Annotated in this window: 25 protein-coding genes; 23 read left to right on the top strand and 2 right to left on the bottom strand. The window is 68.8% G+C overall.

Features of this window, described 5'->3' with window-relative positions; translation table 11 throughout:
- The 21 genes from rpsQ to OERS_RS04125 all read left to right on the top strand — a co-directional run bounded on the left by rpsQ (position 1) and on the right by OERS_RS04125 (position 12,429).
- On the top strand, positions 1-303 hold the full coding sequence (rpsQ, locus tag OERS_RS04025) for a 30S ribosomal protein S17 (protein WP_056653775.1): 303 nt from the start codon (positions 1-3) through the stop codon (positions 301-303).
- 205 nt (positions 304-508) lie between these two features.
- Positions 509-877 carry a 50S ribosomal protein L14 gene (gene rplN / locus OERS_RS04030; protein ID WP_056653778.1) on the top strand — a complete coding sequence of 123 codons (369 nt, stop codon included), beginning with the start codon at positions 509-511 and terminating at the stop codon, positions 875-877.
- Positions 878-879: 2 nt separating this feature from the next.
- A complete protein-coding gene (gene rplX, locus OERS_RS04035) occupies positions 880-1,221 on the top strand; it encodes a 50S ribosomal protein L24 (protein WP_056653782.1) in 342 nt (113 codons plus the stop codon).
- Entirely contained in the window at positions 1,221-1,793 is a 573-nt protein-coding gene (rplE, locus tag OERS_RS04040) for a 50S ribosomal protein L5 (protein WP_056653785.1), read from the top strand. Before rplX ends, rplE begins: the two co-directional genes overlap by 1 nt.
- Before the next feature lies 1 nt (position 1,794).
- The gene (locus tag OERS_RS04045; protein ID WP_012867931.1) at positions 1,795-1,980 is read left to right on the top strand and encodes a type Z 30S ribosomal protein S14; all 186 of its coding nucleotides are present in this window, start codon (positions 1,795-1,797) and stop codon (positions 1,978-1,980) included.
- Positions 1,981-2,056: 76 nt separating this feature from the next.
- Entirely contained in the window at positions 2,057-2,455 is a 399-nt protein-coding gene (gene rpsH / locus OERS_RS04050; protein ID WP_030151928.1) for a 30S ribosomal protein S8, read from the top strand.
- Between the two features lie 20 nt (positions 2,456-2,475).
- Entirely contained in the window at positions 2,476-3,012 is a 537-nt protein-coding gene (rplF, locus tag OERS_RS04055; RefSeq protein ID WP_056653788.1) for a 50S ribosomal protein L6, read from the top strand.
- Positions 3,013-3,014: 2 nt separating this feature from the next.
- Positions 3,015-3,386, top strand: a complete 372-nt coding sequence (rplR, locus tag OERS_RS04060; RefSeq protein ID WP_056653792.1) for a 50S ribosomal protein L18 — start codon at positions 3,015-3,017, stop codon at positions 3,384-3,386.
- A gap of 52 nt (positions 3,387-3,438) precedes the next feature.
- Positions 3,439-4,095, top strand: a complete 657-nt coding sequence (gene rpsE / locus OERS_RS04065; RefSeq protein ID WP_056653795.1) for a 30S ribosomal protein S5 — start codon at positions 3,439-3,441, stop codon at positions 4,093-4,095.
- Positions 4,095-4,277, top strand: a complete 183-nt coding sequence (gene rpmD, locus OERS_RS04070) for a 50S ribosomal protein L30 (protein ID WP_030151924.1) — start codon at positions 4,095-4,097, stop codon at positions 4,275-4,277. The genes rpsE and rpmD overlap by 1 nt, the downstream gene beginning before the upstream one ends.
- Before the next feature lie 2 nt (positions 4,278-4,279).
- The gene (gene rplO, locus OERS_RS04075) at positions 4,280-4,852 is read left to right on the top strand and encodes a 50S ribosomal protein L15 (RefSeq protein ID WP_082609121.1); all 573 of its coding nucleotides are present in this window, start codon (positions 4,280-4,282) and stop codon (positions 4,850-4,852) included.
- 233 nt (positions 4,853-5,085) lie between these two features.
- Complete coding sequence (secY, locus tag OERS_RS04080) at positions 5,086-6,381, top strand: preprotein translocase subunit SecY (RefSeq protein WP_068624663.1); 1,296 nt, start codon at positions 5,086-5,088, stop codon at positions 6,379-6,381.
- A gap of 56 nt (positions 6,382-6,437) precedes the next feature.
- Positions 6,438-6,995, top strand: coding sequence for an adenylate kinase (locus OERS_RS04085; protein WP_068624719.1), 558 nt, complete (start codon positions 6,438-6,440; stop codon positions 6,993-6,995).
- 22 nt (positions 6,996-7,017) lie between these two features.
- Positions 7,018-7,854, top strand: coding sequence for a type I methionyl aminopeptidase (gene map / locus OERS_RS04090; protein ID WP_068624665.1), 837 nt, complete (start codon positions 7,018-7,020; stop codon positions 7,852-7,854).
- 309 nt (positions 7,855-8,163) lie between these two features.
- A complete protein-coding gene (gene infA, locus OERS_RS04095; protein ID WP_012867920.1) occupies positions 8,164-8,385 on the top strand; it encodes a translation initiation factor IF-1 in 222 nt (73 codons plus the stop codon).
- A gap of 85 nt (positions 8,386-8,470) precedes the next feature.
- Complete coding sequence (gene rpmJ, locus OERS_RS04100; RefSeq protein WP_009740505.1) at positions 8,471-8,584, top strand: 50S ribosomal protein L36; 114 nt, start codon at positions 8,471-8,473, stop codon at positions 8,582-8,584.
- Between the two features lie 214 nt (positions 8,585-8,798).
- Positions 8,799-9,173: a 30S ribosomal protein S13 gene (gene rpsM / locus OERS_RS04105; protein WP_030151919.1), complete on the top strand. Its 375-nt coding sequence runs from the start codon at positions 8,799-8,801 to the stop codon at positions 9,171-9,173.
- A 103-nt stretch (positions 9,174-9,276) separates the two neighbouring features.
- Positions 9,277-9,681 (top strand): 30S ribosomal protein S11, encoded by a 405-nt coding sequence (gene rpsK / locus OERS_RS04110; protein WP_056653805.1) that lies wholly within the window; start codon positions 9,277-9,279, stop codon positions 9,679-9,681.
- 154 nt (positions 9,682-9,835) lie between these two features.
- Positions 9,836-10,855 (top strand): DNA-directed RNA polymerase subunit alpha, encoded by a 1,020-nt coding sequence (locus OERS_RS04115; RefSeq protein WP_056653808.1) that lies wholly within the window; start codon positions 9,836-9,838, stop codon positions 10,853-10,855.
- Between the two features lie 56 nt (positions 10,856-10,911).
- Entirely contained in the window at positions 10,912-11,430 is a 519-nt protein-coding gene (gene rplQ, locus OERS_RS04120; protein WP_056762581.1) for a 50S ribosomal protein L17, read from the top strand.
- A 261-nt stretch (positions 11,431-11,691) separates the two neighbouring features.
- Entirely contained in the window at positions 11,692-12,429 is a 738-nt protein-coding gene (locus tag OERS_RS04125) for an alpha/beta fold hydrolase (protein ID WP_068624667.1), read from the top strand.
- A gap of 27 nt (positions 12,430-12,456) precedes the next feature.
- On the opposite strand, the gene OERS_RS04130 is transcribed toward OERS_RS04125, so the two are convergent.
- The gene (locus OERS_RS04130) at positions 12,457-13,242 is read right to left on the bottom strand and encodes an ROK family protein (protein ID WP_056653818.1); all 786 of its coding nucleotides are present in this window, start codon (positions 13,240-13,242) and stop codon (positions 12,457-12,459) included.
- A gap of 34 nt (positions 13,243-13,276) precedes the next feature.
- Between OERS_RS04130 and truA the strand changes: the two genes are divergently transcribed.
- Positions 13,277-14,197 carry a tRNA pseudouridine(38-40) synthase TruA gene (truA, locus tag OERS_RS04135; protein WP_068624669.1) on the top strand — a complete coding sequence of 307 codons (921 nt, stop codon included), beginning with the start codon at positions 13,277-13,279 and terminating at the stop codon, positions 14,195-14,197.
- Between the two features lie 33 nt (positions 14,198-14,230).
- On the opposite strand, the gene OERS_RS04140 is transcribed toward truA, so the two are convergent.
- Positions 14,231-14,629 (bottom strand): DUF5709 domain-containing protein, encoded by a 399-nt coding sequence (locus OERS_RS04140; protein WP_056653823.1) that lies wholly within the window; start codon positions 14,627-14,629, stop codon positions 14,231-14,233.
- 187 nt (positions 14,630-14,816) lie between these two features.
- Here OERS_RS04140 and OERS_RS04145 point away from each other — a divergent pair, with 187 nt between their 5' ends.
- Positions 14,817-15,371, top strand: a complete 555-nt coding sequence (locus tag OERS_RS04145; RefSeq protein WP_068624671.1) for a DUF937 domain-containing protein — start codon at positions 14,817-14,819, stop codon at positions 15,369-15,371.
- The last annotated feature ends 27 nt before the right edge of the window (positions 15,372-15,398 follow it).

A 15,398-nucleotide genomic window follows, 5' to 3' on the forward strand; every position in this document is an offset into this window, starting at 1 on the left:
ATGAGCGAGAACGCAACGAACGCCGCACCGGTGACCGAGACGGCCGCTGACCAGCGCGCCAACCGCAAGACGCGGCGCGGCTACGTGGTGAGCGACAAGATGGACAAGACCGTCGTGATCGAGGTCGAGGACCGGGTCAAGCACCCGCTCTACGGCAAGGTCATCCGGCGCACGAGCAAGGTCAAGGTCCACGACGAGCAGAATGCTGCCGGCGTCGGTGACCTCGTCCTTATCATGGAGACCCGCCCGCTGTCCGCGACCAAGCGGTGGCGCCTGGTGGAGATCCTCGAGAAGGCCAAGTAGGCCCTGCGGCCTACCAGGTCGTGACGGGCGGGGTCCCGCCCGTCACGACCGGTCTCGGGCCGCACCAAGGTGCGGCAACCAGTAGACAGGGTGGCGGTACCCCGCCGCGCCTGGCCGGTTCACCCGCAAGGGACCCGGCACTGACAGCTATCCGTTCGGCAAGGCTCGCTCAGCGAGAACCGGCTCGACGACAGGAGTTCACTACATGATCCAGCAGGAGTCGCGACTTCGCGTCGCCGACAACACGGGTGCCAAGGAGATTCTCTGCATCCGTGTTCTCGGTGGTTCGGGCCGTCGCTACGCCGGAATCGGCGACGTCATCGTCGCAACCGTCAAGGACGCTATCCCCGGCGGCAACGTGAAGAAGGGCGATGTCGTGAAGGCGGTCATCGTCCGCACCGCCAAGGAGCGCCGTCGTCCGGACGGTTCCTACATCAAGTTTGACGAGAACGCGGCCGTGATCCTCAAGAACGACGGCGAGCCCCGTGGCACGCGCATCTTCGGCCCCGTGGGCCGCGAGCTGCGCGACAAGCGGTTCATGAAGATCATCTCGCTGGCTCCGGAGGTGCTCTGAACATGGCGAAGATCAAGAAGGGCGACCTGGTGGTCGTCATCTCTGGCAAGGACCGCACTCAGCAGGGTCGCGTGCTCGAGGTCCTCACGGACTCCGACCGCGTGATCGTCGAGGGCATCAACCGCGTCACGAAGCACACCAAGGTGGGTCAGTCCCAGCGTGGGACGCGTACCGGTGGCATCGAGGTCGTCGAGGCGCCGATCCACGTGAGCAACGTGATGGTCGTCGACCCGGAGACCAAGAAGGGCACCCGCGTCGGGTACCGCACCGAAGAGGTCGAGCGTGACGGCCGTACGCGTAACGTCCGCGTGCGCGTCGCCAAGCGTTCCGGTAAGGACATCTGATGAGCACTGAACTGCAAGCCCCGGAGATCGCGCGTCTCAAGCAGCGCTACCGCGACGAGATCGTCGCCGGCCTCCTCGAGGAGTTCGGCCACGAGAACGTCAACCAGGTTGCACGACTGACGAAGATCGTCGTCAACATGGGTGTCGGCGACGCGGCCAAGGACTCGAAGCTCATCGAGGGTGCCATCCGCGACCTCTCGGCCATCACCGGCCAGAAGCCGCAGGTCACCAAGGCCCGCAAGTCCATCGCTCAGTTCAAGCTGCGTGAGGGCATGCCGATCGGCGCGCACGTCACGCTGCGCGGCGAGCGCATGTGGGAGTTCCTCGACCGCCTGCTGTCCATCGCGCTGCCGCGTATCCGCGACTTCCGCGGCCTGTCGCCCAAGCAGTTCGACGGACACGGCAACTACACCTTCGGTCTCACGGAGCAGTCGATGTTCCACGAGATCGACCAGGACAAGATCGATCGCGTCCGCGGTATGGACATCACGATCGTGACGACGGCGACGACCGATGACGAGGGCCGCTCCCTGCTGCGCCGTCTCGGCTTCCCCTTCAAGGAGCAGAACTGATATGGCGAAGAAGGCCCTGGTCAACAAGGCAGCCGCAAAGCCTAAGTTCGCGGTTCGCGCCTACACTCGCTGCCAGAAGTGCGGTCGCCCGCACTCCGTGTACCGCAAGTTCGGCCTGTGCCGTATCTGCGTTCGCGAGATGGCACACCGTGGCGAGCTTCCCGGCGTCACCAAGAGCAGCTGGTAACAACTACGTCGTAGGTCTGGCACGGTTCCCCTCGGGGAACCGGCCAGATACCCCGGCGAGGAAGGGCTGAAGCCCAATGACGATGACCGACCCGATCGCAGACATGCTGACCCGTCTGCGTAACGCGAACTCGGCTTACCACGAGACGGTTCAGATGCCGTTCTCGAAGCTGAAGTCGCACATTGCTGAGATCCTGCAGGCCGAGGGCTACATCTCCGGCTGGACCGTCGAGGACGCCCCCGTGGGCAAGTACCTCACGATCCAGCTGAAGTTCGGCCCGAACCGTGAGCGCTCCCTTGCTGGTGTGCGCCGCGTGTCGAAGCCCGGCCTGCGTGTGTACGCGAAGTCGACCAACCTGCCCAAGGTTCTCGGTGGCCTCGGCGTGGCGATCCTGTCCACGTCCTCCGGCCTCCTGACCGACCGTCAGGCAGCCAAGAAGGGCGTGGGCGGAGAAGTCCTCGCCTACGTCTGGTAATCGGAAAGGAGAGATACGCCATGTCTCGTATCGGCAAGATCCCCGTTCCGGTTCCCGCCGGAGTGGATGTCACGATCAGCGGCGCACTGGTGACGGTCAAGGGCCCGAAGGGTTCCTTGGAGCACACCATCCCCGCCCCCATCGAGGTCTCCCAGGACGCCTCCACCCTCGTGGTGACGCGCCCCAACGAAGAGCGCTCGTCGCGCGCTCTGCACGGCCTGACCCGCACGCTTCTCGCGAACCTGGTGACCGGTGTCACCGAGGGCTACGAGAAGAAGCTCGAGATCGTCGGTACCGGTTACCGCGTGACCGCGAAGGGCACTGACCTGGAGTTCGCTCTGGGCTTCAGCCACCCCGTCGTGGTGTCCGCGCCCGCTGGTATCACCTTCGCTGTCGAGTCCCCGACCAAGTTCTCGGTCGCAGGCATCGACAAGCAGCAGGTCGGCGAGGTCGCTGCGAACATCCGCAAGATCCGCAAGCCCGAGCCGTACAAGGGCAAGGGTGTGCGGTACGCCGGCGAGGTCGTCCGCCGCAAGGTCGGAAAGGCTGGTAAGTAACGATGGCTCTCAAGGTTCTCGGCAAGGGCAAGGCGGTCTCGCGCAAGCGCCGCCACCTCCGCCTGCGCAAGAAGATTGCCGGCACGGCTGCTCGTCCCCGCCTCGTGGTGACGCGCTCCGCGCGCCACATCACGGCGCAGATCGTGGACGACACGATCGGCCAGACCGTTGCTTCCGCTTCGACCATCGAGGGCGACCTGCGGTCGCTCGAGGGCGACAAGAGCGCGAAGGCCCGCAAGGTCGGCGAGCTCGTCGCAGAGCGTGCCAAGGCCGCTGGTGTCGACTCGGTCGTCTTCGACCGCGGTGGCAACAAGTACCACGGCCGGGTGGCTGCAGTCGCCGACGGGGCCCGCGAAGGCGGTCTGTCCCTGTGATGATGGCCGAAACCACCACCGTGTACACGGTACGGAAGCAAAGGATTCTCTGATGGCTGCAGGGCAGCGCAGCAGCACCGGCGCCCCTACGGGTGCCGCCAACGAGTCGACCGACCGCAACTCCGGAGGCCGGGGCGACGCTCGTCGCGACGGTCGCCGTGGTGACGGTCGCCGTGGTGACGCCGCCGAGAAGAACGCCTTCGTCGAGCGCGTCGTCACCATCAACCGCGTGTCCAAGGTCGTCAAGGGCGGCCGTCGCTTCAGCTTCACCGCGCTCGTCGTGGTGGGCGATGGCGACGGTACCGTCGGCGTCGGCTACGGCAAGGCGAAGGAAGTTCCCGCGGCGATCGCCAAGGGTGTCGAGGAGGCCAAGAAGAACTTCTTCAAGGTTCCCCGCATCCAGGGCACCATTCCTCACCCCATCCAGGGCGAGGCAGCCGCCGGTGTCGTCTTCCTGCGTCCGGCCGCTCCGGGTACCGGTGTCATCGCCGGTGGTCCGGTGCGCGCCGTGCTGGAGTGCGCGGGCATCCACGACGTCCTGAGCAAGTCGCTCGGTTCGTCCAACGCGATCAACATCGTGCACGCAACGGTCGAGGCACTGCGCAACCTGGAGCAGCCTGAGGCTGTTGCAGCGCGCCGTGGCCTGCCGCTCGAGGCAGTGGCTCCGGCCGCCCTCCTGCGTGCACGTGCAGCTGGGGTAGGTGCGTGATGGCTCGACTCAAGGTGACCCAGACGAAGTCCGCCATCGGCGGCAAGCAGAATCAGCGCGACACGCTGCGCACTCTGGGCCTCAAGCGGATCGGCGACACCGCCGTGAAGGAGGACCGCCCGGAGATCCGCGGCATGGTCGCAACGGTGGCGCACCTCGTCGCCGTTGAGGAGGTCGAGTGATCATGGCTGAGAAGGCCAAGAAGGAGACCGCGGTCGAGGCTTCGACCGACGCTCCCAAGAAGAAGGCTCCTGCCAAGAAGGCTGCTGTCGCCGAGGCCCCCAAGGCCGAGGCTCAGCAGACCGTCGGCGCTGGTGGCACCCTGAAGGTGCACCACCTCCGTCCGGCCCCCGGCGCCAAGAAGGCCAAGACCCGTGTGGGTCGTGGTGAGGCGTCGAAGGGCAAGACGGCCGGCCGTGGTACCAAGGGCCAGAAGGCTCGTTACCAGGTGCCGGAGCGTTTCGAGGGTGGTCAGATGCCGCTCCACATGCGTCTGCCCAAGCTTCGTGGCTTCAAGAACCCGTTCCGCACGGAGTACCAGGTCGTGAACCTGGACAAGCTCTCCGCGCTGTACCCCGAGGGTGGCTCCGTCACCGTCGAGGACCTGGTCGCCAAGGGAGCCGTCCGCAAGGGCGAGCTCGTCAAGGTGCTCGGCACGGGTGAGATCACCGTCAAGCTCGAGGTCGCGGTCGACGCGCTCTCGGGTTCCGCCAAGGACAAGATCCTTGCGGCCGGTGGCTCCATCTCGGAGAACTGATACGAAGGACAGGGCCGATAGCGCTATGCGCTGTCGGCCCTGTCTGCGTCTAGAGGCGTGGTAGCCGGTACCAGCCTCGCTCGGGGGAACGTAGAATCACTGCCGGTTGTCTCAAATTGCCGTCCATCGCGGCGCAGCGGCTAAGGTGCCCAGTGGCGTCCCGTGCCGGGTGCGTCACATCTCGCCGAACCCCGGCGACACGACATCCCGCCTCGAGCGGGCCAGGAGGATAGGTGCTCAGCGCATTCGCCCGGGCTTTCCGGACACCTGACCTGCGGCGCAAGCTGCTGTTCACGATCGCCATCATGGCGATCTTCCGTGTGGGCTCGTTCATCCCTACCCCCGGCGTGGACTATGCCAACGTCCAGCAGTGCATTGCTTCCCAGGGACAGAACGACCTCCTCGGAATGGTCAACCTGTTCAGCGGTGGAGCCCTGCTCCAGCTCTCGATCTTCGCGCTCGGCATCATGCCGTACATCACCGCGAGCATCATCGTGCAGCTGCTCCGCGTGGTCATCCCTCACTTCGAGGCGCTGCACAAGGAGGGCCAGTCCGGTACCGCGAAGCTCACGCAGTACACGCGCTACCTGACCATCGCTCTTGCGATCCTGCAGTCCACGACGGTCATCACGACCGCCCGCAGCGGCTTCCTCTTCCCGAACTGCCCGGTCGAGGTCATCCCGAACGACAGCTTCATGACCTCGGCCCTCATGGTGATCACCATGACCGCCGGTACCGGTCTGATCATGTGGCTCGGTGAGCTCATCTCGGAGCGCGGCGTCGGCAACGGCATGTCGCTCCTCATCTTCACCTCGATCGCCGCCAGCTTCCCCACGGCTCTGTGGTCCATCGCGGGTGGCGCCAACGGCGCCGTGAACTTCACCATCATGATCGCGGTCATCATCCTGGTCATCGGGCTCGTCGTCTTCGTCGAGCAGTCCCAGCGCCGGGTGCCCGTGCAGTATGCGAAGCGCATGGTCGGCCGCAAGATGTACGGCGGCTCCAGCACCTACATCCCGATCAAGATCAACATGTCGGGTGTCATCCCGGTCATCTTCGCGTCGTCGCTGCTCGCGGTCCCCGGTCTCATCGCCCAGTTCGGCGACGCGACGGCCGGATGGGTCCAGTGGGTCTCGAAGTACCTCGCCGACCCGGCCTCGCCGATCCACATCTCGATCTACGTGCTCCTGATCGTCTTCTTCTGCTTCTTCTACACGGCCATCACGTTCAACCCGGACGAGGTCGCCGACAACATGAAGAAGTACGGCGGCTTCATCCCCGGCATCCGTGCCGGCCGCCCGACGGCGGAGTACCTGGACTACGTCATCACCCGCATCACCTCCGCGGGTGCCATCTACCTCGCGCTCGTTGCGCTCATCCCGACGCTCGTCCTCGTCCTGCTGGGGGTGAGCACGAACATCCCGTTCGGCGGTAGCTCGATCCTCATCGTCGTGGGCGTCGGCCTCGAGACGGTCAAGCAGATCGACTCGCAGCTGCAGCAGCGTCACTACGAAGGGTTCTTGCGTTGACCGACTCGACTCCCACTGCAGCGTCCTCCGCGGAGGGCTCCGCTCGCCTGATCATCATGGGTCCCCAGGGTGCAGGCAAGGGCACCCAGGCGGCTCGCCTGGCGGAGCACTACGGCATCCCTGCGATCTCCACGGGCGACATCTTCCGTGCGAACATCAAGGGCGGCACCGAGCTGGGCAGGCTCGTTCAGGAGTACACCGCGAAGGGTGAGCTCGTCCCGGACTCCGTGACGAACGAGATGGTCCGTGACCGTCTGGCTCAGGACGACGTGGCGCGCGGCTTCATCCTCGACGGCTACCCGCGCAACGCGGCGCAGGTCGTCGAGCTCGACGAGATCCTCTCGGACCTCGGCGTCCGCCTGGACGCCGTCCTCGAGCTCACCGCAGACCGTGACGAGCTCCTCGCTCGTCTGCGCAAGCGTGCGGAGATCGAGGGCCGTGAGGACGACACCGAGGAGGCCATCGCTCGCCGTCTGGACATCTACGCCGAGCAGACGGCTCCGCTCACGTCGGCCTACGCCGAGCGCGGTCTGCTCGCCCAGGTCGACGGCATCGGTGAGATCGACGACGTGACCTCGCGTCTCGTCGAGGCGCTCGCGCCTCTCGTCGGCTGACCCGGGACGGTTGGAGCGAGAAGTGTTCGGCCGCGAGAAGATCGAGTACAAGACGGTCGACCAGGTGCGCACCATGCGCCGGGCGGGCCTGGTGGTCGCTGACGCGCTCGCCACGGTCCGCTCGGCGGTGCGTCCCGGCATGACGACCGCAGACCTGGACGCCCTGGCGGCGGCGGTCATCGGCGACGCCGGTGCCACCCCGTCTTTCCTGGGCTACCACGGTTACCCGGCGACGCTCTGCGTCTCGGTGAACGACGAGGTGGTGCACGGCATCCCCGGGACACGCGAGCTCCTCCCGGGCGACGTCGTCTCGGTCGACTGCGGCGCGATCGTCGACGGCTGGCACGGGGACTCCGCGTTCTCGTTCGTGCTGCCGGAGGCGGACGCCGCGGACGTCGCGCTCGTCGAGGCGACCGAACGGGCGCTCTGGGCGGGCATCGCCGCCCTGGCGACCGGTGAACGGCTCGGTGACGTCGGGAACGCGGTCGAGGACTCGATCGAGGCCTCGGCTGCCGCGGACGGCGTCGCGTACGGGATCATCGAGGAGTACGTCGGCCATGGCATCGGTACCTCGATGCACCAGCCGCCGGACGTCCTGAACTACCGGACGCGCGAGCGCGGCCCTCGGCTCAAGCCGGGCATGTGCCTCGCGATCGAGCCCATGGTGACGCGTGGCGAGCGCTTCACGCAGGTCCTCGAGGACGACTGGACGGTCGTCACCGACGACGGTGCTCGTGCTGCTCACTGGGAGCACAGCGTCGCGATCCTCGAGGACGGCATCTGGGTCCTGACGGCCCCTGACGGCGGTGCGGCCAAGCTGGGCGAGCTCGGCGTCACGATCGCCCCGCTCGACGTCTGACGGCCCGGAGAAGGCCTGAATCCGAGAAGACGGCCCGTCCCGACCCTTTCCGGTCCGGGGCGGGCCGTCGCTCGTCCGCCCGTGCCGGCGGCGCACGCCCGAGCCCCTCGGTCCGGGGTGACCGGGTGCACAGCCCCGCGGTTCCCTCGCGGTGATCCATGCCGTAGGATAGTCCGCTGGGTGTAGTCCGCGTTTCCCGTGCGAGTCGAACTGACCGACGACGGGCCGGACCACACACGACGTCCACTCACCGGTCCTCGTAGAGCACGGGTGCGTGGGAAGCAGTTCAGACGAGAGTTAGCGGAGGATATGGCAAAGAAGGACGGTGTCATCGAGATCGAGGGCAGCGTGGTCGAGGCCTTGCCGAACGCGATGTTCCGCGTGGAGCTGGCCAACGGGCACAAGGTTCTGGCTCACATCTCGGGCAAGATGCGACAGCACTACATCCGGATCCTCCCTGAGGACCGGGTGGTGGTGGAGCTGAGCCCGTACGACCTGTCCCGTGGCCGGATCGTCTACCGCTACAAGTAGTCGTCAAGAATCCACCACTCGAAACAACTGCTGCCGCAAGCCTGGGTTCGCCTGCGCGTGCGTGCGGCGGCGGAGGAACAGACTGATGAAGGTCAAGCCCAGCGTCAAGAAGATCTGCGACAAGTGCAAGGTGATCCGCCGGCACGGTCGCGTCATGGTGATCTGCGAGAACCTGCGCCACAAGCAGCGCCAGGGCTGAGTCCCCGGCGCTTCGGCGCACGGTGATCCAGGTCCGCGAGAGCGGACCGGTCGCCGGCACCCTCGGGTGCCAACCAGCGCATCACCACGAACCTCACGGTCGGGCCGCACAGGCCCACTGAGGGGAACCCCCGGCTCGGAGGCCGGGGCCCGCAGCTCCGCGGGAAGATGGTGCGGTAGACCTCCGAACGAAGTACAGAGGAGCCGAAAGGCACATGGCACGTCTTGTCGGCGTCGACCTCCCCCGCGAGAAGCGGCTCGAGATCGCGCTCACCTACATCTACGGCGTCGGCCGTACCCGCGCCCAGCAGACGCTGGCCGCCACCGGGATCTCCCCGGACGTTCGCGTGAAGGACCTCGGTGACACCGAGCTCGTCGCGCTGCGTGACTACCTCGAGGGCAACTACAAGCTCGAGGGTGACCTCCGCCGTGAGGTGGCTGCTGACATTCGCCGCAAGGTCGAGATCGGCTGCTACGAGGGCCTGCGTCACCGCCGCGGCCTGCCCGTCCGCGGGCAGCGCACCAAGACCAACGCGCGTACCCGCAAGGGACCCAAGCGCACCGTGGCCGGCAAGAAGAAGGCCCGCTAAGCAGTAGTCCGTGGGACGCGTGCCGCTCGCCTGAACCTCGAGTTCACCCGCGCAGCGCACGCCGACCCGGTCCGAACACCTCAGACCAGGAGAGAACTCAGAAATGCCTCCCAAGACTCGCGCCACCGCGGCTCGCAAGCCGCGCCGCAAGGACAAGAAGAACGTCCCTCACGGCCAGGCTCACATCAAGAGCACGTTCAACAACACGATCGTGTCGATCACGGACCAGACCGGTGCTGTCATCGCCTGGGCCTCGGCCGGCCACGTCGGCTTCAAGGGCTCGCGCAAGTCGACCCCGTTCGCCGCGCAGCTCGCTGCCGAGTCCGCGGCCCGCCGCGCCCAGGAGCACGGCGTCAAGAAGGTCGACGTCTTCGTCAAGGGCCCGGGCTCCGGTCGCGAGACCGCGATCCGCTCGCTCACGGCGACCGGCCTCGAGGTCGGCTCGATCCAGGACGTGACGCCCCAGGCTCACAACGGCTGCCGCCCCCCGAAGCGTCGCCGCGTCTGATCTTCCGCTTCGCTCGCCGTCGCGCCGCACCCGACCTCGTCGGGTCGGCGCGGCGGCGGGCGCAGCCACCTGGGCGGGTGGACAGAGTCCCGCCCCGGCACAGCGTTGCCCGTGATGCGTCATATGGCGGACGCACACTGAAAGGAACACACCAGTGCTGATCGCACAGCGCCCCACCCTGACCGAAGAGGTCCTCTCGGAGAACCGTTCGCGCTTCTCCATCGAGCCGCTCGAGCCTGGCTTCGGCTACACCCTCGGCAACTCGCTTCGTCGCACGCTGCTCTCGTCCATCCCGGGCGCTGCAGTGACCTCGATCCGTATCGACGGTGTGCTCCACGAGTTCACCACGGTGTCCGGTGTCAAGGAAGACGTCACCGAGATCATCCTCAACATCAAGAACCTCGTGGTCTCCTCGGAGAACGACGAGCCGGTCGTGATGTACCTGCGCAAGCAGGGTGCTGGCGCGGTCACCGCCGCGGACATCGTTCCGCCGGCGGGTGTGGAGGTCCACAACCCGGACCTGCACATCGCCACCCTCAACGACAAGGGCAAGCTCGAGATCGAGCTCACGGTCGAGCGTGGACGTGGCTACGTCTCCGCCAACCAGAACAAGTCCTTCGACGCCGAGATCGGCCGTGTTCCCGTCGACTCGATCTACTCGCCGGTCCTCAAGGTCACGTACAAGGTCGAGGCGACCCGTGTCGAGCAGCGCACCGACTTCGACAAGCTGATCGTCGACGTCGAGACGAAGCAGGCGATCTCCCCGCGCGACGCGCTGGCCTCGGCCGGCAAGACGCTCGTCGAGCTCTTCGGCCTCGCCCGTGAGCTCAACGTCGAGGCCGAGGGCATCGAGATCGGCCCGTCCCCGACGGACGCCGCTCTCGCCGCGGACCTGGCGCTCCCGATCGAGGAGCTCAACCTCACGATCCGTTCGTACAACTGCCTCAAGCGCGAGGGCATCCACCAGGTCGGCGAGCTCGTCGCTCGCAGCGAAGCAGACCTGCTGGACATCCGGAACTTCGGCGCGAAGTCCATCAACGAGGTCAAGGAGAAGCTCGCTGAGCTCGGCCTGAACCTCAAGGACTCGCCGCTGGACTTCGACCCCTCGACGGCCGACTACTACGAGGCCGACGAGGACGAGGCGACGTTCTCCGACGAGCAGCAGCAGTACTGACCTTCCGTGCGAGCGGCTCGGCCGCACGCACGATCCACTTCTAAGGAGCAAGATCAATGCCTACCCCCACCAAGGGTCCGCGGCTCGGCGGTGGCCCGGCTCACGAGCGTCTCATCCTCGCGAACCTGTCCACGGCGCTCTTCGAGCACGGCCGCATCACGACCACCGAGACCAAGGCCAAGCGCCTGCGTCCGCTGGCCGAGCGTCTCATCACGTTCGCGAAGCGCGGTGACCTGTCGGCTCGCCGTCGCGTCATGACCGTCGTTCGCGACAAGTCCGTCGTGCACACGCTCTTCACCGAGATCGCCCCGCAGATGGCGGAGCGCAACGGTGGCTACACGCGCATCACGAAGGTCGGCAACCGCAAGGGCGACAACGCCCCCATGGCCGTCATCGAGCTCGTGACCGAGCCCGTCAGCCCCAAGCAGGCTGTCGTCCGCGAGGCCGAGAAGGCCACGAAGAAGACCAGCAAGCCCAAGGCCGCCAAGGTCGAGGACGCGCCGGTCGTCGAGGACGCTCCTGTCGTCGAGGACGCTCCCGTCGTCGAGGACGCTCCGGCTTCCAAGGAGGACTGATCTCGCTCCGGCATAGCCGGACGGGTACCTCCTGAAGGGCCCGGCACCATCTGGTGCCGGGCCCTTCGCCATGCCCGACGGCGGAGCGGGCGTCGGGCGGTCATCGTCCCGCGGTCGACGGCGTCAGGCTGCCCCGGCCCGTCCTTCAGCGCGACGACCCGAGCAAGGGCCTGAGGCGTCGGGACCAACGGGCCTCGACCTCGGTGACCATGAACCGTCCACCGACCGCGTCGCGGGTCCGTTCGTCCTAGATTGGTCGACATGGCTCTCCCGGTGCTGTTCGTCCACGGCTCTCGCACGTCCCGCACCATGTGGCGTGCGCAGATCGAGGCCATGGACCGTGCAGGTGTCGTGGCCCTCGCGACCGACCTGCCGGGCCACGGCCGACGCATCGGCGAGCCGTTCACGCTCGAGGGTGCGGTGGCGACCGTCGCTCGTGCCGTGGACGACCTGGGCGGCCGGGCACTCGTCGTCGGGCTCTCGCTCGGCGGGTACGTCGGGATCGAGCACCGCGCGCGGTTCCCCGAGCAGGTCGCGGGTCTCGTCGCCGCGAGCTGCTGCACAGTCCCCGGCTCGCCGCTGCGGGGAGCGTGGCGCGTCGCGGCCGACCGGATCGAGAAGCTGCCCGACAACGGCGCGGCCATCAACCAGGCGCTGGTCGACCGGACCCTGCCTCCGGCCGGGATCGTGGACATCGGGGCGGGCGGGTTCGCCCTGACGGCCATGACCGCGATCCTCGACGAGGTGGGCACCTCGGACCCGCTCACGGCTCTGGCCGCGACCGGCTCGCCGGTGTGGTTCGTCAACGGCCGGTGGGACCACTTCCGCCTCGGCGAGCGCGAGTTCGTGGCGGCGGCCCGGGCGGGAGGGGCCACGGCCGAGCTCGTCGTGATCCCCGGGGCCAAGCACCTCGTGAGCCTGGACCGGCCCGTCGCGTTCAACCGGGCGGTCCTCGAGGCGTACGGGGAGGTCGCGGCGGCGGAGCCGCGGCGGACCTGATCCCGCGGCCGGGACCGCCCGGTCCGCTCAGGCCAGGGGCAGGTCCCACGCCCGGGCCCCGCCCACGAGCGCGGCCGAGTTGGGCACGATCACGACGTCGTCGCCGAGCCGTTCGAGCGCGGACGGCGTGATCTGGCGCGAGTTGCCCCCGCCGAGGTAGAGGCGGTCCCACCAGAAGACGGGGCGCAGACCGTCGACGAGCGCGACGACGCGCCGCGACCACAGCCCGTTCCCGAGCCTGCGCCGCTCGACCTCGCCGATGTACTCGTCGTACGTGGTCCCGCGTCGTACCGGGGCATGCGACCACTCGAGGTGGGGTGCGAGACGCCCTCCGTGGAAGAGCGCGGAACCGAGCCCCGTGCCGAGGGTCAGGACGAGCTCGAGGCCCGACGCCGCGATGACCCCGGCTCCGTGGACCTCGGCGTCGTTGAGGACGAGCGCGGGGATCCCGAGGCGCTCGCTCACGGCGGCCTGGACGTCGAAGCTGGCCCACTGCTCGGCGAGCGCCGGGTCGACCCTGCTCCGCGGGCCCGAGCGCGTGATGTAGTGCGGGGTGTGCACGACGACCCCACGCCGGATCATGCCGGGCATGCCGACCGTGACACGTACGGCGGGGGGCAGGCGGTCGGCGATCTGCGCGATGACGTCGACCAGGAGCGAGGGCGGCAGCGGGTAGGGCGTGGGTACCCGCACCGCGGTCGCGTGCGCGGTCCCCGCGGCGTCGAGCACGTTGGCCTTGATGCCGCCTCCGCCGCAGTCCACAGCCAGGGTGCGGAGGTCGGCGGGGTCGGTCGCGGCGGGACGTTCGGGCATGTCTGCACACTAACGGGCGCTAGCGTAGGTGCACGTGACGAACGAGCAGCCGGTCCGCGTCCGCCTGGACCTCGCCTACCAGGGCACCGCCTTCGCGGGCTGGGCCCGACAGCCCGGTCTGCGGACCGTCGAGGGCGCCCTCGAGGACGGCCTGGCGCAGATCCTGCGCGGTGAACCGCCGCGCCTGACGGTCGCGGGGCGCACCGACGCGGGCGTGCACGCCCGTGGGCAGGTGGCCCACGTCGACCTCCCGCGGGCCGTGTGGGACGCGATGCCGGGCCGGTCGGACCGCGAGCCGGGGGAAGCGCTCGTCGCACGGCTCGGAGGAGTGCTGCCGGGGGACGTCGTGGTGCACCGGGCCTCCCGGGCGCCGGAGGGGTTCGACGCGCGCTTCTCGGCCCTCTACCGCAGCTACACGTTCCGGATCGTGGACGACCCGACCCTGCGCGACCCGCTGCGCCGCGAGTGGGTCCTGTGGAACCGCAAGCCGCTCGACGCGGACGCGATGCACGAGGCGCTGCAGCCCTTGCTCGGTGTGCGCGACTTCGCGGCCTTCTGCAAGCCGCGTCCCGGCGCGACCACGATCCGCGAGCTCCAGCACCTGTCCTGGGAGCGCGCGAGCGGCGGCCCCGACGAGGGGCTCGTCGTCGCGCACGTCCGCGCGGACGCCTTCTGCCACAACATGGTCCGGGCGCTCGTCGGGGCGTCGGTCGCCGTGGGGGAGGGGCGCCGCCCCGTCGCGTGGCCGGCCGAGGTCCTGGCGGCGAGGCGCCGGGACGCGGGGGCCGGCGTCGTGCCCCCGCACGGCCTGGTCCTCGAGGCCGTCACGTACCCGCCCGACGACGAGCTCGCGGCCCGCGCCGAGCGCGTGCGCGCGGTGCGCATGGACGAGGACGTGTGGGACGCGGGCACCGCGGCACAGGCCGCCGGAGCAGGGGCGGCCCCGACCTCGTAGCGCCGGCGTCCCGCGCCCCCTGCAGGCCCGCCCCTACGGCTCCTCGACGATGTGGACCGCGGCCTCCTCGGCGCTCGCCGCGGCGCCGTCGATCCCGGCGTCGTCCGCGTACGTGTCGTTGACGCGCCCGTCGAGCGCGTCGGCGTCCGCCACGAGGCGGCCCGAGCGGGTCGTGTCGGGGCGGTCGAGAGGGTCGGTGTCCCAGTCCTCGGGCTCCTCGTCGGCGAGTCGCTGGTCGAGCGACTCGCCGTCCTCCTCGAGCCGTTCGGGGTGGGCGTAGGTCAGGGGTGCGCGCTCGGGCGGTGCGTACCCCTCGTCGAGCACGTCGTCGACGCCGCGGTCGACCAGGGTGTCGTCCTGCTGGAGCTGGTCGGAGTCGCCCTCGGTGCCGAGGGCCGGGTCTGTCCGGGTGGCCGGTGTGTCGTCGCTCATGTCTCCACACTCGCACCGGTGGCGCGTTCGTGCAGCCCACCGGGCGGATCCGGCCTCCTGCGGACTAGGCTCGGACCACGTGCGCCGCAGGACTCCCGGCGAGCGACCGTCCGAGGCGCCTGCGGTCACGTGCGTCCCGTGACGACGCCGTCCTCGACCCCCGGGGCGGCCTGAACCAGGAGTCCCCATGGCATCGATCGACGACCTCCTGTCCGCCATCCCTCTCGACCAGCTCGCCGGCAGGCTCGGCGTGGACGAGGCGACCGCCCAGCAGGCGGTCACGACCGCGCTGCCCGCGCTGATCGGCGGGCTCCAGGCCAACGCGCAGGACCCGGCCGGGGCCGCGTCGCTCCGCAAGGCTCTCGGGCAGCACTCTCCCTCTCTCGTCGAGGGCGGCGTGAACCTCGACGACGTCGACACGGCCGACGGCGAGAAGATCGTCCGCAACATTTTCGGCTCGAACGAGGAACAGGTGGTCGCGGAGCTCGCGGACAAGAGCGGCACGCAGTCGAACGTCCTGGCCTCGATCCTCCCGGCGCTCGCGCCCATCGCGCTGTCGTTCCTCGCCAAGCAGCTCGGGGGCAAGAGCGAGCAGCCGGCCGGGACGCAGGAGGCCGCCGGGGGCGGTGGGATCGGCGACCTGCTCGGCGGGCTCCTGGGTGGCGGTCAGGGGGGCTCGGGCGGCGGTCTCGGGAGCATCCTGGGCGGGCTGGGCGGCCTGCTGGGCGGCGGCAAGCGCTGACCCCTGCCCGACGGCGGAGCGCACCCC

The organism is Oerskovia enterophila (assembly GCF_001692445.1).
Lineage (GTDB): Bacteria > Actinomycetota > Actinomycetes > Actinomycetales > Cellulomonadaceae > Oerskovia > Oerskovia enterophila.